This window comes from Pseudarthrobacter raffinosi (assembly GCF_023913735.1).
Lineage (GTDB): Bacteria > Actinomycetota > Actinomycetes > Actinomycetales > Micrococcaceae > Arthrobacter > Arthrobacter raffinosi.
In genome coordinates, this window is record NZ_JAMXBH010000011.1 from 145692 (window position 1) to 160742 (window position 15051).

Here is a 15051-nt window from a genome sequence, read left to right on the forward strand (position 1 = left end):
GCCGCGTTTGTGAGAAGCTAGGGGAGTGAATGACATCCTCCCCATTATTCTGTCCATTGTTGCTGCCCTGGCGGTTATTGGCGGGCTGATCCCGGTCCTGTTGAAGACGCGGAAGAACATCACCCAGTACCCCGGGACGCGCGACGCCAATGATCCTGCCACCCCGCAAGGCGGGGGAACACTGCTCGAGGACGCGCCCGTGGTTCCCGCCGAGCCCAACGCCCCCGCCGGCGTCGACCTCGAAGACCTCGAAGTCACCGATGTACCTGATGACGTGGCGGGCCTGGAAACCATCCAGGTTGAGACGCCCCTTCCCGTCGCCGGCCGCCTGACCCGCCTCCGGGAGCGACTGGTCCGGTCGAACAACATCCTCGGCAAGAGCCTGCTCGCGTTGCTGTCCAGCGACAAGATCGACGAACACGTCTGGGACGAAGTGGAGGAGACCCTCCTGCTGGCCGACCTCGGCACTGAACCCACCATGCAGCTGGTCGACGCCCTGCGGGAGCGCGTGAAAGTGCTCGGCACCAGGACCCCTGAGCAGGTCAAGGCACTGCTCCGCGAGGAACTGATCAAGCTCGTGGATCCCACCATGGACCGCGCCCTGCGCACCGACCGGCACGCGGACAAGCCGGCCGTCGTGCTGGTGGTAGGCGTCAATGGCGTGGGCAAGACCACCACCGTGGGCAAGCTCGCCCGCGTGCTCGTTGCCGAGGACAAGGACGTCCTGCTGGGCGCGGCGGACACGTTCCGCGCGGCAGCCGCGGAGCAGTTGGCCACGTGGGGCCAGCGTGTGGGTGTTCCCACGGTGAAGTCCGACGTCGACGGCGCGGACCCGGCGTCCGTCGCCTATGAGGCGGTCAAGGCGGGCATTGAGCAGGAAGTCGACGTTGTCATGATTGACACGGCGGGCCGCCTGCAGAACAAGACCGGCCTCATGGACGAACTCGGCAAGGTCAAGCGCGTCATCGAGAAGCTGGCCGAGGTGGATGAGGTTCTGCTGGTGCTGGACGCCACCACCGGCCAGAACGGCCTGAACCAGGCCCGCGTTTTCTCCGAGGTAGTGAACATCACCGGCATTGTCCTGACCAAGCTGGACGGGACCGCCAAGGGTGGCATCGTGGTGGCCATCCAGAAATCACTCGGCGTGCCGGTCAAGCTGATCGGTCTTGGCGAAGGCGCCGACGACCTGGCTCCGTTCGAAGTTGAAAGCTTTGTCGACGCCCTGCTGAACTAGGGACCGGGTCTACACCGGGTCGACACCAACGAGGGGTGAGTTCCCGCCGCTAAGCACAGGCTTGAGCAGCGGGACCTCACCCCTCGACGCGTTTCAGCGGCTCGCGCGTCACGGACCAGCAGGCCGCCGCGAGCACCAGCACACCGCCGGTGACGCCGAATGCCCAGCCGTAGCCCAGCCGGTCCGCCAGGACGCCCACCAGCACCGGTCCGGCAATGGCCCCGACGTCCGAGGTCATCTGGTAGGCCGCCAGGACCCGCCCGCCGGACCGCTCATTGCCAATGACATCCGCGACGGCGGCCTGCTGGGCAGGTCCCAGCAGGCCGGACCCCACCCCGGCCACAACCGATGCGGCGAGGAACCAGCCCAGGTGGGACGTGAAGCCGATGGCGGCCGTGGCGAGCCCGGCGACCAGGAGCCCTACGACCATCAACGGCCGCCTGCCCAGGCTGTCCGCCAGCCGGCCGGAGAATGTCAGTGCGGCGGCATTGCCCGCGGCGAAAACGGCCAGCGCAAGGCCGGCGGCCTCGGGACCGGCACCCAGCGCAGCAACGGCAAACAGCGGGACGGTGGCCATCCGCACACCAAATGTGGCCCAGCCGTTGGCGAAGCTGGACAGCAACGCCGAGCGGTACACACCAATTCCCCAGGCCTCGGCGAAGCGCATGTCCGGGGCGCGGCCCACTGTGGACCGGTCCGCGGACGGCGCGTGGCTGAGTTGGGTCTGCACCACCGCGGCAGCAAGGATCAGCGCGGCGGCGTAGCAAAGGAACGGCACCCGCAAGCCGAATCCGGCGAGCAGCCCGCCTACCACCGGGCCCAGGACGCTGCCGATCAGGAACGCGGACGCGTAAGCGCCGGATATCCTGCCCCGGCTTTCCGGCGGCGCCAGCCGCACCACAAGGGCCATGGAGGCCACCGTGAACATCACCGAGCCCACGCCGCCGAGCCCCCGGAAGACCAGGAGCTGCCAATAGTCCTGGGCAAAAGCGCACGCCGCGGTTGATACCGCCACAATCAGCAGCCCCGCCACATAGACCGGCCGCTCACCCAATCGTCCGATCAAGGCCCCGCCGGCCGGTGCGAACACCAGCCGCATAAAGGCGAAGATGCTCACGATCACGGCGGCCGCTGTTGCCCCGACGTCGAAAGTGGTGGCGAACTGCGGCAAGACCGGTGCCACCAGCCCAAAGCCGAGGGCAATCAGGAACGCCGCAGCGAGCATCACCTTGATGTCGCGCGGAAGCGTGGGCTTCTGCGGGCGGATAACGGACAAGATCCGCGTTGTGGCGCGGCTCACGCGTGATGGTGCCGTCATGGGGCGGGTTCCTTGCAAGGTAGGCAGCCGAGGGTCGGCGGCAATGGTGAAACATAACCGTAACAAGCCAGATATGCACCATTTACTTCCGGGAGGTTCTTGTAACAAGCCAGCAATGTAAATCCTCCGCGGGCGAAACACGGCAGCGACAGACTCGATGCAGGACGCAAAAGGCGTTAGTAAGGCGGAGCATTCCGCAGCATCGATCATAGGGAGGACGTGCACCATGGAACTTACCGCAGGTCACGTATGGCTCATGGTGGCAGCAGCACTCGTGCTGTTCATGACACCAGGTCTGGCATTTTTCTACGGCGGCATGACGCGCGCCAAAGCTGCACTGAACATGATGATGATGAGCTTCATCTCCATCGGCATGGTCGGCGTGGTCTGGGTCCTCTGGGGCGCTTCGATGAGCTCCGGCGAGGGCTTCCTGCAAATCGTCGGGAACCCGTTCGCCACATTCGGCCTTGAAGGCATCACCACCCCGGACGGGCTCATCAAGGTCGGCTACGCCGCCACCTTCGCCATCATCACCGTCGCCCTCATCAGTGGCGCGATCGCTGACCGTGCCAAGTTCGGCGCCTGGTCCGTCTTCGTCCCCGTCTGGGTCACCCTCGTTTACTGCCCCCTGGCCTACATGGTCTGGGGCGGGGGCCTCTTCGGCCCGGAAGGCGCCATTGGCCAGGCCCTCGGCCCGGCCATCGACTTCGCCGGCGGCACCGTGGTCCACATCAACGCCGGTGTGGCAGCCCTCGTACTGGTCCTGATCATCGGCAACCGCCGCGGCTTCGGCAAGGACCCGAACCACCGCCCGCACAACATCCCGTTCGTAATGCTCGGTGCAGCCATCCTGTGGTTCGGCTGGTTCGGCTTCAACGGCGGCGCCGCCACCACTGCTGAGCAGGGCGGCCTGATCTGGGTCAACACCCTCGCGGCCCCGGCCGCGGCAATGCTCGGCTGGCTTGTCACCGAACGCATCCGCGATGGCCACCCCACCTCACTTGGTGCTGCCTCCGGTGTGGTTGCCGGCCTGGTCGCCATCACCCCGGCCTGTGCCAACGTCAGCCCGGTGGGCGCTCTGGGCCTCGGCGTCATCGCCGGTGTCGCCTCGGCCCTGGCCGTCGGTCTCAAGTTCCGCTGGGGCTTCGATGACTCCCTGGATGTTGTGGGCGTGCACCTGGTCTCCGGCGTCATCGGAACGGTTGCCCTGGGCTTCATCGCACTCCCCACCGACGGTGTGGGCGGCGGCCTCTTCTACGGCGGCGGTCCGGCCCAGCTTTGGGCCCAGCTCGCAGCTGCAGGCATCGCCATCGCGTACTCGGCAATCCTCACGGCGATCATCGCCTACGCCATCCACAAGACCATGGGCTTCCGCGTCTCGCAGGAGCAGGAAGTTGTTGGTGTTGACCTCAGCCTGCACGCCGAGACGGCGTACGAGTTCGGAGTGGGCGGCCACGGCGGGAGCTTCCAGCCGCTCCACGAACTGATCAAGGGATCGGCCGGTGGCGCCGAAGCAGCCAAGAAGACCGAACCGGCAGCGGGCAAGGAAAGCGTGGAAGCATGAAACTGATCACAGCTATCGTCCGCCCGGAGAAGCTCGAAGCCATCCGGGAAGGCCTGGAGTCCTACGGCGTCCAGGGGCTGACGGTCAGCGCGGCCAGCGGCTACGGCCGCCAGCGCGGCTACACAGAGGTTTACCGCGGAGCTGAATACAACGTGGACCTCCTGCCCAAGATCCGGGTTGAAGTCCTCGCCACGGACGAACAGGCAGATGACATCCTGGACGTCATCATCGCCAGCTCCAACACGGGCCGCGCGGGCGATGGCAAGGTCTGGACCGTGGACGTCTTCGAAGCAGTCAGGGTCCGCACGGGAGAACGCGGCGTCGCCGCCATCTAGCAGTTCCGGAAGCTGATTGATCGGCAAAGCAGACTGTTCCACACGAAAGAGCGGGCAGGGAACCTCAAAAGGCTCCCTGCCCGCTCCGTTTGTTCTGGCCTACTCAGCCGCCGCTCAGCCAGCCAGCCTTAGCCAGCGAGCACTTAGCCAGTCGGCGCGGAACTTGGCCCTCCGGCGGGACCGGCCGAACCGGCGTCGTACTTTTCCAGCGGCACTGTGCCCCGATGCCAGGCCTTCAGCACGGGCTCAAGAATCCGCCAGCATTCCTCCGCGGTGTCGCCGCGCACCGAGAGCAGCGGGTCGCCGCTCAGGACGCCCTCCAGCACTTCGCCATAGGGCAGCAGCTCAGAAGCGCTCAGCTCCGCATTCAGCGTTGTGCGGCTCAGGCTGAAGATGCTGCCGGGGCCGTTGACGTCGACGTCGAACGCCAGGGTATCCGGCCCGAACCCGATCCGCAGCTGGTTGGGGGAGTCCACGCCGGTGAATCCTCCCGGCAGATGCGGGACAGGGCGGAACGTGACCACGGCTTCCTTGCGTTTCACCCCGAGGGCCTTGCCCGAACGCAGGATGAACGGGACCCCCTTCCAGCGCCAGTTGTCGATGTCCACCCGGACTTCCGCCAGAGTCTCGGTCCCGCGGGCTGCGTCCACCCCTTCTTCCTGCGTATAGTCTGGGACGTTCCTGCCGGCAATCGAACCTGCCGTGTACGTGGCCCGGCGCGTGGATTTGGCGTACGGCGCGCTGATGCTGCTGGCGCGGAGCACGGCTGCGATCGCGTCCCGTAGGTCCCGCTCCCCGATGGTGGCCGGCGGCTCAATGGCCATCAGTGCCATGATCTGCAGCAGGTGGCTCTGGATCATGTCGCGCAGGGCGCCGGCATTGTCGTAATACCTCGCCCTTCCCTCCAGTGCCAGGTCCTCGTCGAAGATGATCTCGACCTTTTCCACGTGATCGCGGTTCCAGACGGGTTCCAAAAAATTGTTCGCAAAACGCAGGCCCAGGATGTTCAGCACCGTCGCTTTGCCCAGGAAATGGTCCACCCGGTGAATGTGGTCCTCCGGCACCAGCGCGGCGAGTGTGTGGTTAAGGGAACGGGCCGAAGCAACACTTGCGCCGAACGGCTTCTCCATTACCAGCCGTGTTCCGGCCGGAACCTGGTCGCGGTGCAGGGACTCGCAGGCCAGCTGGCTGACTTGGGGAGGCAACGCAAAATAGATCGCGGTGGGGCCTTCCAAGCCTGCCAACAATGCCGCCAGGGCTCCGTCCGCCGTAACATCCAGCTGGTGGTAGGGGGTAGCTTCCGCCAAGGCGGTGAGTGCCTTTTTTCCAGCCGCGTCGGCGGCCTCCACGGCGGGGGCGAAGGCTTCGTGGACCCGGGTCCGCCACTGTTCCGGCGTCCAGGCATCGGAGCCGGCGCCCACCAGGGCCAGGCCATCGGCACGGCCGCTCGCCACCAGCCGGGCCAGTCCCGGGAGCAGGAGGCGTCCCGTCAGATCGCCTGAGGCACCCAGAATGAGCAGGGTTTTTACACTTGTTTCGCTGGTCACCCTGCCAGCATGCCATCCGGCAAGCCCGACTTGGTACCCTAGATAGTCGAGTCCCCCCTGTAAATCCACTGAAAGAAGTGCGCGGCGCGTGTTCAATTCACTCTCTGACCGGTTGACAGCAACCTTCAAGAATCTCCGTGGCAAGGGCCGCCTCACTGAGGCCGACGTCGATGCCACAGTCCGGGAGATCCGCCGCGCCCTCCTGGATGCCGATGTCGCCGTTCCCGTGGTGCGTGAGTTTACGGCCCGCGTCCGCGAGCGTGCCCTCGGGGCAGAGGTATCGGGGGCGCTGAACCCCAGCCAGCAGATCGTCAAGATCGTCAATGAGGAACTCGTTGAGATCCTCGGTGGCGAGACCCGCCGGATCCGCCTTGCCAAGACCGGTCCCACCATCATCATGCTGGCCGGCCTTCAGGGTGCCGGTAAGACCACCCTGGCGGGCAAGCTCGCCAAATGGCTCAAGGCCCAAGGCCACAGCCCCCTGCTGGTGGCATGTGATCTCCAGCGGCCCAATGCCGTCACCCAGCTTCAGGTTGTCGGCAACCGCGCCGGCGTGCCCGTTTTCGCGCCGCACCCCGGAGCCACTTCGGAACTGGAGCACCCCGCCGGTGACCCGGTCGCCGTCGCCCGCGCCGGCGTTGAGGAAGCGCGCCAGAAGCTGCACGACGTCGTGATTGTTGACACCGCCGGGCGCCTCGGTGTTGACGCCGAGATGATGGAGCAGGCGAGCGAGATCCGCCGCGCCATCGTCCCCAATGAAGTGCTGTTCGTGATCGACGCCATGATCGGGCAGGACGCCGTGAACACGGCTGTGGCGTTTGACGAGGGTGTGAACTTCACCGGAATCGTGCTGTCAAAGCTCGACGGCGACGCCCGCGGCGGTGCCGCACTCTCGGTTGCGTCGGTCACCGGTAAGCCGGTTATGTTCGCCTCCACCGGCGAAGGCGTGGATGACTTTGAGCTGTTCCACCCGGACCGCATGGCCTCCCGCATCCTGGACATGGGTGACGTCCTCACCCTGATTGAGCAGGCCGAAAAGAACTGGGACAAGGACGAAGCCGCCCGGATGGCGAAGAAATTCGCCGACCAGGAAGACTTCACCCTGGACGACTTCCTCTCCCAGATGCAGCAGATCCGCAACATGGGCTCCATGAAAAAGATGCTCATGATGATGCCCGGTGCGCAGAACATCCGTGAGCAGCTGGAAAACTTTGACGAGCGCGAGATCGACCGTGTCGAAGCGATCGTGCGTTCCATGACGCCGCACGAACGCGTCGCCCCGAAGATCATCAACGGCTCCCGCCGGGCACGCATTGCCCGGGGTTCCGGCGTGCATGTCTCCGAGGTCAACGGCCTGCTGGAGCGCTTCGGCCAGGCCCAGAAGATGATGAAGAAGATGGCCCAGGGCGGCGGCATGCCCGGAATGCCCGGGATGCCTGGCATGGGCGGCCCCGGCGGCGCGCGGAAGGGCGGCAAGAACGCCCCGAAGAAGAAGGCCCGCTCAGGCAACCCTGCCAAGGCTGCCCAGGAGCTGAAGGACGCCGAGGCCCGGCGGGCCGGGGCGGCGAAGGCGCTCCCCACGGGGGCGGCGTTCGGCCAGCAGGCCGGCGACTTCGACCCGTCGCAGCTGAACCTGCCCAAGGGATTCGACAAGTTCCTCGGCAAGTAGCCACCCCTCCCGGCTGGGTAGCAGGCGTCGTTGTGGGCACTCATAACGACACTGGCAGCTGCCCAATTGGGATGTCGGTGCCGTGGAATAGGGTTGGGTCATGTTCAAACAGCGGGTAGTGTTCGTGCACGGCGCCGGACCTTTCGGTGCCGCGGCGTGGCTGCGCCAGCACGGCATGGCGCTGACGTACGACGCCCTGTTCCTGCGGCGGCACGGTTTTGACCCCGTCGCTGAACCCGTGGAGTCCTCGTTCGCTGAAGACACCGCCATCATCCTGCGCTCACTTGCCGATGACGGCCGCGGGGCTACTGGGGGCCATGTTGTTGCCCACGCCGAGGGCGCGATTGCGGCCATGATGGCTGCCGTCGAACGCCCCGAACTGGTGTATTCCCTCACGCTGGTAGAACCGGCGTGCCTGTCCCTGACCGCCGAACTGCCGGCCACGGCCGCACACCGCGCCCTGATGCAACCGCTGTTCGACGTCCGGCGCCAGCTCAGCGATGAAGACTTCCAGCGTGAGTTCGTGCGGCGAATGTTCGCGGCGGACCTGCAGGAGCCCGCCACGCCGGAGGAAAAACGGTCGGCGCGCCGGCTCCGGTTGCAGGCGCCGTCCTGGGAGGCCCCGCTGCACATAGTTCCGGGCGTCCCCACCATGGTCCTGACGGGTGGGTGGGAACCGCTCTACGAGGAAATCGCCGGATATCTGCAGGAAACCGGTGCCCTGCACCGCATCGCTGCGGGAGGACACCGGCCCCAGGACTCTGCCGAAGGTGACCGTGCCATCCGGTCCTTCATCGCCGACGTCGGCAGGTCACGCTCGGTTCAGGCTTCCTGAGCCGTCAGCTCCCGGCCGGGATCCGAAGCTCGGGGAGGTAGACCTTCCCGCCCGCGGCCAGGAACTCCGCACTCTTTTCGCGCATCCCGCTGTAGGCCTCGGCGATGGCCGCCTGCGAATCGGCGGAACCGTATTCGTCCCTGATGTCCTGGCTGATCTTCATGGAGCAGAACTTCGGGCCGCACATGGAGCAGAAGTGGGCGGTTTTGGCCGGTTCGGCCGGCAGCGTCTCGTCATGGAAGGCCTCCGCCGTGACCGGATCCAGGGACAGCGCGAACTGGTCGCGCCAGCGGAACTCGAACCGGGCCTTGGACAGGGCATCATCCCGCTCATGGGCGCCGGGGTGGCCCTTGGCAAGGTCTGCTGCGTGGGCGGCGATCTTGTAGGTGATCACTCCGGTCTTCACATCGTCCTTGTTCGGCAGGCCAAGGTGTTCCTTGGGCGTGACGTAACAAAGCATCGCCGTGCCGTACCGGGCGATTTCGGTGGCGCCGATGGCGGACGTGATGTGGTCGTAGCCGGGGGCAATATCCGTGACCAGCGGCCCCAGCGTGTAGAACGGGGCGCCCTTGCAGAGTTCCTGCTGGCGTTCCACGTTCTCCCGCACCAGGTGGAACGGGACGTGCCCGGGACCTTCCACCATGACCTGCACGTCGAATTCCCACGCCCGCTGGGTCAGTTCAGCCAGGGTGTCCAGCTCGGCGAATTGGGCGGCGTCGTTGGCGTCCGCCGTCGCCCCCGGGCGCAGTCCGTCGCCCAGGGAGAACGCGACGTCGTACTTGGCGAAGATTTCGCACAGCTCGTCGAAGTGGGTGTAGAGGAAGTTCTCCTGGTGGTGCGCCAGGCACCACCCGGCCATGATCGCGCCGCCCCGGGAGACGATGCCGGTAACGCGGTTGGCCGTCAGCGGCACGTAACGCAGCAGCACACCGGCGTGGATGGTCATGTAGTCCACCCCCTGCTCGCACTGCTCGATGACCGTGTCCCGGTAGATCTCCCACGTCAGGGCGTTGGCCTCCCCGTTGACCTTCTCCAGCGCCTGGTAAATGGGCACCGTACCGATGGGCACGGGGGAGTTGCGGATGAGCCATTCCCGGGTGGTGTGGATGTCGTCTCCGGTGGACAGGTCCATCACCGTGTCGGCGCCCCACTGGGTGGCCCATTGGAGTTTGTCCACTTCCTCGGCAATGGAGCTGGTCACTGCCGAGTTGCCGATGTTGGCGTTGATCTTGACCAGGAAGGCCTTGCCGATGATCATCGGTTCGGATTCCGGGTGGTTGATGTTGTTGGGGATGATGGCGCGGCCGGCGGCGACTTCGCTGCGGACCAGTTCCACATCACAGTTTTCGCGGAGGGCGATGAACTGCATCTCGGGGGTGATGACACCCTGCCGCGCATAATGCATCTGCGTGACGGTCCGGCCGCCGACGGCGCGGCGGGGCACCGGCTGCGCGCCCTTCCACTCCGCAGAGGCTGCGCCGCGGCGGACGGCCGACTTGCCGTCGTCGAGCAGGTTCCGCTCCCGGCCGCTGTAGGGCTCAGTGTCTCCGCGGGCGGCGATCCACTCTGAGCGGAACGGGTTGAGGCCCACCACCGGATCGCTGCCCGGTCCCGCCGTGCGGTAGGTCCGGAAAGGCCCGTTCGGCGCGCCGTTTGGCGACGGTTCGAGGGCGATCTCGGTCACGGGAACCCGGATCCCGGTGGCCTCATCGTTGATAAACGCCAGCGAGTGGGACTTCAGTGACTGGGTTTGAGGCTGGAGCGGTTGATCCACGTCGGCTTCATTTTGGGCAGGGATCAGCTGTGTTTCTTGTGTATTCAATGAATACTCACTTCCTTCGCCGGCATTACCCGGACAGGTTCAACGGTCGCAGGCTGCGTCAGCCGGATCTCAGCCCCTGCAAGGGCTCCCGTGTGGTCAAGTCGAAGCTACCACAGGCCGAGGGTGGACTGGTGACAGCAATCACCGGAAAGCGGTCGCAATCTGTCTGCGCCGCCACTTGAATTAAATTGAAGCTTCAAGTAAATTGGAACCATAGCCGCCTTCCATCCGAAGGCCAACGGACCGGGAGTGTTCAAATGACTGCAGAAGCCACCAGCCGGGATCTCCTTCCTGCCGACCTCTCCATGGGCACCGTGATGCTCAAGGTAGGCGACATGAAGCTGATGACCGACTATTACCAGCGTGCGCTCGGGCTGGAGGTCGTCGCGGAACAGGACGGCGGCGTCTATCTTGGCCGCCTTCAACGCCCGCTGGTCCATCTCGCGGCCGCCCCGTCCTTGAATCTGCCTGGCAGGGGAGAGGCCGGGCTGTTCCACACCGCACTGCTGTTTGACGACCAGGCTTCGCTGGCCGCCACGGTAGCCACCGCCGCCCAGTACGAACCCCGGTCCTTCACCGGCAGCGCCGACCACCTCGTCAGCGAGGCCTTCTACTTCAATGACCCCGAAGGCAACGGCGTCGAACTGTACTGGGACAGGCCCCGCGAAAACTGGTCCTGGAACGGGAAGGATGTAGTGATGGACAGCCTGGCACTGCCGCCGCAGCGCTATCTCGAGCAGCACCTGAGCCAGGAATCCGTGGCCGGCCAGCGGGCCAGCGAAGCCGGCGTGGGCCACGTCCATCTCCAGGTGGGCGACGTCCAGTCAGCGCACGATTTCTACGTGGGCACGCTGGGCTTCGAAAAGACCGCTGGCTGGCACGGGCAGGCACTGTTTGTCTCCGCGGGCCGGTATCACCACCACATGGCCATGAACGTCTGGAACAGCCGCGGAGCCGGTCCCCGCAAGGACACCCTGGGCCTCGGCGAAGTGCTCATCGAGGTCCCTTCCGGGGATGACGTCGGAGCGCTCGCCGACCGCCTGAAGGTCGCCGGTGTGGCCTCGCACCACACGGGCGCCGAGCTTCGCTTCGAGGACCCGTGGCGCAACAATATCCGTGTCGCCGTCCGCTGAGTGCGGATGCCAAAAGTGCGGCCTGCCTTGTACTAGGCTGATTCTGAACGGCCGGGGCGGCACTTGCTACTGCCCTTCCAGGCCGCACCGTCGACGGAATGAGGGCTGTTCCCATGGGCTTCACTGAAATTTTTGTTTCCACTCACGATGCCGCGCTGAAGCGGGCGGACGTCCTGGATGCAGGCGGCTCCCCGGCGGGCCAGGCCCTGCGGATTCCCGGAATCAGCGATTTCGAAATCGAGCAGCTTGGCGATCTTGCCGGCGTTGCGGTGCACGCCGGTGGCGCGGACTACGAACTGGCCATGGTTGACGTGGCCAGTGATTCCCTCCTCGGGGTCCCGCCGGCCATGGTGCGTGCGCTCGCCGACCTGCTCAGCTACGAGACTGAAGGCGAAGGCAATGTCCTGGACGACGTCGCTGAAAAGTGGGCTGCCCAGGATGACATGCCGTTCGGCGTGGCCGAGGCCCGGACGTATGTCCAGCAGTTCGCTGAGCTGGCCAACTCCGTCGATGACGCCGCACGCACGGGCGTGTATGTCTGGTCGTCGTAGGCCGGCCGTGGCCCGCCGGGTCCGCCCGGCTGCCCCATCCCGACGTGTCAAGTCGAAATCCGGACGCTGATCTGGCACAATAAACAGGTACTCGATCTGCGTGGCCCCTCTCTCCGCGTCCGGATCCTGTCCTTCGAACCCTCAAGTATGGCCCGCCCCACGGGTGCAGAACGTCGGTTCACCCCTTTTCTGAAACAGGAGTGACCACAAAAGTGGCCGTAAAGATTCGCCTTAAGCGCTTTGGCAAGATGCGCGCACCGTACTACCGCATCGTCGTCATGGACGCACGCTCCAAGCGTGACGGCCGTGCCATCGAAGAGATCGGTAAGTACCACCCCACCGAAGAGCCCTCATACATCGAGGTGGACACGGACCGTGCCCAGTACTGGCTCGGCGTCGGCGCACAGCCGTCCGAGCAGGTTGCCGCGATCCTGAAGATCACCGGTGACTGGCAGAAGTTCAAGGGCCTGCCGGGCCAGGAAGGCACCCTGAAGACCAAAGCTCCGAAGGCTGCCTTTGTTGCCCCTGAAAAGGGTTCCGTGATCATCCCGGAAGCCATCACCAAGAAGTCGAAGCAGTCTGACGCAGCCGAGGCCCCGGCCGAGGCAGAGACCACAGAGGCTGAGTAGATTGCTGGCAGAAGCGCTCGAACACCTCGTCCGGGGAATCGTTGATTCGCCGGAGGATGTCAAGGTCAGCTCGAAGAACAACCGCCGCGGGGACACCCTCGAGGTTCGTGTTCATCAGGATGACCTGGGACGGGTGATCGGCCGCCAGGGCCGCACCGCACGGGCATTGCGCACCGTTGTGGCGGCACTGGCAGACGGCGAGCCGGTCAGGGTCGACGTCGTCGACACCGACCGCCGCCGCTAAGCGCTCGGCAACATCAGTTTTTTGCTCCGGCCCTTCCACCAGCAACGGTGGAGGGGCCGGAGTGCTTTCACCACATCGCCCAATCCCGGCACGATCACAGACAGAGGAACAGATGCAGCTTCAGGTGGCACGAATCGGCAAACCGCATGGAATCCGCGGCGAAGTGACGGTCCAGGTGCTGACCGACGCTCCGGGGGACCGGTTTGTTCCCGGTACCGAGTTTGTGGTGGAGCCTGCATCGGCCGGCCCGCTCATTGTTGAGGGTGCGCGCTGGAACAAGGACATCCTGCTGCTCGCATTCGAAGGAATCGAGACCCGCAACCAGGCAGAGACCCTGCGCGGCGCCAAGCTTTTCATCGAAACCGAAGAGCTGGACGAGGACGACGACGAAGGCTGGTACGAGCACGAACTAGTAGGGCTCGAGGCGCGCGTCGGGTCGCAGGTGGTCGGCAGGATCGCCGCCCTGCACACCTTGCCCGTCCAGGACCTGCTCGTGGTTGAAACGCCGGACGGCAAGGAAATCCTTGTCCCGTTTGTGGAGCAGATCGTTCCGGAGGTCAATGTGGCCGATGGCTTCGTCCTGCTGACGCCGCCGGACGGTCTCTTTGAGGTCAACGACGGCGAAGCCGGCCCCGGTGAAGCGGAGGAAAACGCGTAGATGAGAATCGACGTCGTCAGTATCTTCCCGGAGTACCTGGCGCCCCTGGAGCTCTCGCTCATTGGCAAGGCCCGCCAGGACGGCCTGTTGGACCTGCGCGTCCATGACCTGCGTGATTTCACCACCGACAAGCACCGCTCAGTGGACGACACCCCGTACGGCGGCGGCGCCGGCATGGTGATGAAGCCTGAGCCTTGGGCGCAGGCGTTGGCTGCTGTTGCCGCAGCTGCTGTCGCCGGATCCGGTGAAGCCGCAGGGGGCGCCGAGGCCACGGCGGCCGAGCCCGCCAAACCGGTTCTGATCGTCCCGTCGCCGGCAGGGGAGCGCTTCAACCAGGCCCTGGCCCATGAGCTCGCAGAAGAGGACCAGCTGGTTTTTGCCTGCGGCCGCTATGAGGGCATCGACGAGCGTGTCATCGAGTGGGCGGAAGAGCACTTCACGGTGCGCCCCATGAGCCTTGGTGACTATGTGCTGAACGGCGGCGAAGTGGCCGTTTTGGCCATGGTCGAAGCCATCGGCAGGCTGCTGCCAGGCGTTGTGGGCAACCCTGATTCCCTGGTGGAGGAGTCGCATTCGGACGGGCTGCTGGAATACCCCGTGTATACCAAGCCCGCCAGCTGGCGGGACCGGGAAGTCCCGGCAGTGCTGCTGAGCGGCAACCACGGGAAGATCGCGCAGTGGCGCCGCCACGAGCAGTACCGGCGGACGGCGGAACGCCGTCCGGACCTCCTGGAAACGTTCGACGCCGGGAAGCTGCCACGTGCCGACCGGACGGCTTTCGCCGACCTCGGGTACGAGGTCGTCGACGGTCACCTCCTGGCGCGGCGGCAGGCCGATACCAGCACGGACGCCGGAACCGACGCCTCAACCTGAACCGGCGCGTCTGTGGTCCAAGGCGATTGGCTGTAGGCCCGCGAGTGTGGCAAAATTAGTCTTTGTGTCTGCTGGGTCCGCACCTGCCACAGGGGGAGCGCAACCAACAGCTGGACACCCCGGGACCTTCAATCAGTGAAGGAACCGGCCCCACTTAATTTTCGGCGGTAATTTCCGGTACTTCCGGGCTTGCCCGCCGTGACCCAAAGTGAATGTCCTGTGGCGTTCACCAGGAGTGCAATTATGCATATTCTCGATTCCGTAGATGCAGCCTCGCTGCGCACCGATGTTCCTGTCTTCCGCGCGGGTGACACCCTCAAGGTTCACGTGAACATCATCGAAGGCAAGAACTCCCGTGTCCAGGTGTTCCAGGGCTTCGTCCTTGGCCGCCACGGCGACGGTCTTCGCGAAACCTTCACCATCCGCAAGGTCTCCTTCGGCGTCGGTGTGGAGCGTACCTTCCCGGTGCACTCCCCGATCATCGACAAGATCGAAGTTGTCTCCAAGGGTGACGTGCGCCGCGCGAAGCTGTACTACATGCGCGACCTGCGCGGCAAGGCTGCGAAGATCAAGGAAAAGCGCGACTTCCAGCCCAAGAAGTAAGTCCCCAGGGACCTACAAAGCAGGCCCCAGCCGTAC

At 65.3% G+C, this 15051-nt stretch carries 15 protein-coding genes and 1 riboswitch; of the genes, 12 read left to right on the forward strand and 3 right to left on the reverse strand.

Annotation, left to right across the window (positions count from 1 at the left end):
- The first annotated feature begins 25 nt into the window (after window positions 1–25).
- Window positions 26–1234, forward strand: a complete 1209-nt coding sequence (gene ftsY / locus NG698_RS12120; RefSeq protein WP_252566025.1) for a signal recognition particle-docking protein FtsY — start codon at window positions 26–28, stop codon at window positions 1232–1234.
- A 76-nt stretch (window positions 1235–1310) separates the two neighbouring features.
- Here ftsY and NG698_RS12125 read toward each other — a convergent pair whose 3' ends face one another.
- The gene (locus NG698_RS12125; protein WP_252609985.1) at window positions 1311–2552 is read right to left on the reverse strand and encodes an MFS transporter; all 1242 of its coding nucleotides are present in this window, start codon (window positions 2550–2552) and stop codon (window positions 1311–1313) included.
- 226 nt (window positions 2553–2778) lie between these two features.
- On the opposite strand from NG698_RS12125, the gene NG698_RS12130 reads away from it, so the two are divergent.
- Both NG698_RS12130 and NG698_RS12135 read left to right on the forward strand, forming a co-directional pair.
- Window positions 2779–4116, forward strand: a complete 1338-nt coding sequence (locus NG698_RS12130) for an ammonium transporter (protein WP_252609987.1) — start codon at window positions 2779–2781, stop codon at window positions 4114–4116.
- Window positions 4113–4451: a P-II family nitrogen regulator gene (locus NG698_RS12135; RefSeq protein WP_056349123.1), complete on the forward strand. Its 339-nt coding sequence runs from the start codon at window positions 4113–4115 to the stop codon at window positions 4449–4451. Before NG698_RS12130 ends, NG698_RS12135 begins: the two co-directional genes overlap by 4 nt.
- 143 nt (window positions 4452–4594) lie before the next feature.
- Here the strand turns inward: NG698_RS12135 and NG698_RS12140 are convergent, their stop codons facing one another.
- Window positions 4595–5998, reverse strand: a complete 1404-nt coding sequence (locus NG698_RS12140; protein WP_252609989.1) for a glucose-6-phosphate dehydrogenase — start codon at window positions 5996–5998, stop codon at window positions 4595–4597.
- 88 nt (window positions 5999–6086) lie between these two features.
- On the opposite strand from NG698_RS12140, the gene ffh reads away from it, so the two are divergent.
- Window positions 6087–7667, forward strand: coding sequence for a signal recognition particle protein (gene ffh / locus NG698_RS12145; protein WP_252609991.1), 1581 nt, complete (start codon window positions 6087–6089; stop codon window positions 7665–7667).
- Between the two features lie 100 nt (window positions 7668–7767).
- Window positions 7768–8502 carry an alpha/beta fold hydrolase gene (locus NG698_RS12150; protein ID WP_252609993.1) on the forward strand — a complete coding sequence of 245 codons (735 nt, stop codon included), beginning with the start codon at window positions 7768–7770 and terminating at the stop codon, window positions 8500–8502.
- Between the two features lie 4 nt (window positions 8503–8506).
- On the opposite strand, the gene thiC is transcribed toward NG698_RS12150, so the two are convergent.
- On the reverse strand, window positions 8507–10324 hold the full coding sequence (gene thiC, locus NG698_RS12155) for a phosphomethylpyrimidine synthase ThiC (protein WP_374210092.1): 1818 nt from the start codon (window positions 10322–10324) through the stop codon (window positions 8507–8509).
- Window positions 10319–10426: riboswitch (TPP riboswitch) on the reverse strand. Its footprint overlaps the gene before it by 6 nt.
- Before the next feature lie 155 nt (window positions 10427–10581).
- On the opposite strand from thiC, the gene NG698_RS12160 reads away from it, so the two are divergent.
- From NG698_RS12160 to rplS, 7 genes are all read left to right on the forward strand, one after another.
- Window positions 10582–11457 (forward strand): VOC family protein, encoded by an 876-nt coding sequence (locus NG698_RS12160; RefSeq protein WP_252609995.1) that lies wholly within the window; start codon window positions 10582–10584, stop codon window positions 11455–11457.
- 113 nt (window positions 11458–11570) lie between these two features.
- On the forward strand, window positions 11571–12008 hold the full coding sequence (locus tag NG698_RS12165; RefSeq protein WP_200950819.1) for a hypothetical protein: 438 nt from the start codon (window positions 11571–11573) through the stop codon (window positions 12006–12008).
- A 212-nt stretch (window positions 12009–12220) separates the two neighbouring features.
- Window positions 12221–12637 (forward strand): 30S ribosomal protein S16, encoded by a 417-nt coding sequence (gene rpsP, locus NG698_RS12170; protein WP_056349101.1) that lies wholly within the window; start codon window positions 12221–12223, stop codon window positions 12635–12637.
- 1 nt (window position 12638) lies between these two features.
- Window positions 12639–12881 (forward strand): RNA-binding protein, encoded by a 243-nt coding sequence (locus NG698_RS12175; protein ID WP_056349097.1) that lies wholly within the window; start codon window positions 12639–12641, stop codon window positions 12879–12881.
- Window positions 12882–12993: 112 nt separating this feature from the next.
- Window positions 12994–13539 (forward strand): ribosome maturation factor RimM, encoded by a 546-nt coding sequence (gene rimM / locus NG698_RS12180; RefSeq protein ID WP_252609997.1) that lies wholly within the window; start codon window positions 12994–12996, stop codon window positions 13537–13539.
- A complete protein-coding gene (gene trmD, locus NG698_RS12185; RefSeq protein WP_252609999.1) occupies window positions 13540–14412 on the forward strand; it encodes a tRNA (guanosine(37)-N1)-methyltransferase TrmD in 873 nt (290 codons plus the stop codon). It begins immediately after the preceding gene.
- A gap of 243 nt (window positions 14413–14655) precedes the next feature.
- Complete coding sequence (gene rplS / locus NG698_RS12190) at window positions 14656–15015, forward strand: 50S ribosomal protein L19 (RefSeq protein WP_056349088.1); 360 nt, start codon at window positions 14656–14658, stop codon at window positions 15013–15015.
- Window positions 15016–15051 lie beyond the last annotated feature (36 nt).

Excerpts from the sequence above, each read along its gene's own strand:
- rimM (WP_252609997.1), top strand. The coding sequence starts at position 12,994 with ATGCAGCTTCAGGTGGCACGAATCGGCAAACCGCATGGAATCCGCGGC.
- NG698_RS12130 (WP_252609987.1), top strand. The coding sequence starts at position 2,779 with ATGGAACTTACCGCAGGTCACGTATGGCTCATGGTGGCAGCAGCACTC.
- trmD (WP_252609999.1), top strand. The coding sequence starts at position 13,540 with ATGAGAATCGACGTCGTCAGTATCTTCCCGGAGTACCTGGCGCCCCTG.
- rplS (WP_056349088.1), top strand. The coding sequence starts at position 14,656 with ATGCATATTCTCGATTCCGTAGATGCAGCCTCGCTGCGCACCGATGTT.
- NG698_RS12165 (WP_200950819.1), top strand. The coding sequence starts at position 11,571 with ATGGGCTTCACTGAAATTTTTGTTTCCACTCACGATGCCGCGCTGAAG.
- NG698_RS12135 (WP_056349123.1), top strand. The coding sequence starts at position 4,113 with ATGAAACTGATCACAGCTATCGTCCGCCCGGAGAAGCTCGAAGCCATC.
- NG698_RS12150 (WP_252609993.1), top strand. The coding sequence starts at position 7,768 with ATGTTCAAACAGCGGGTAGTGTTCGTGCACGGCGCCGGACCTTTCGGT.
- NG698_RS12125 (WP_252609985.1), bottom strand. The coding sequence starts at position 2,552 with ATGACGGCACCATCACGCGTGAGCCGCGCCACAACGCGGATCTTGTCC.
- NG698_RS12160 (WP_252609995.1), top strand. The coding sequence starts at position 10,582 with ATGACTGCAGAAGCCACCAGCCGGGATCTCCTTCCTGCCGACCTCTCC.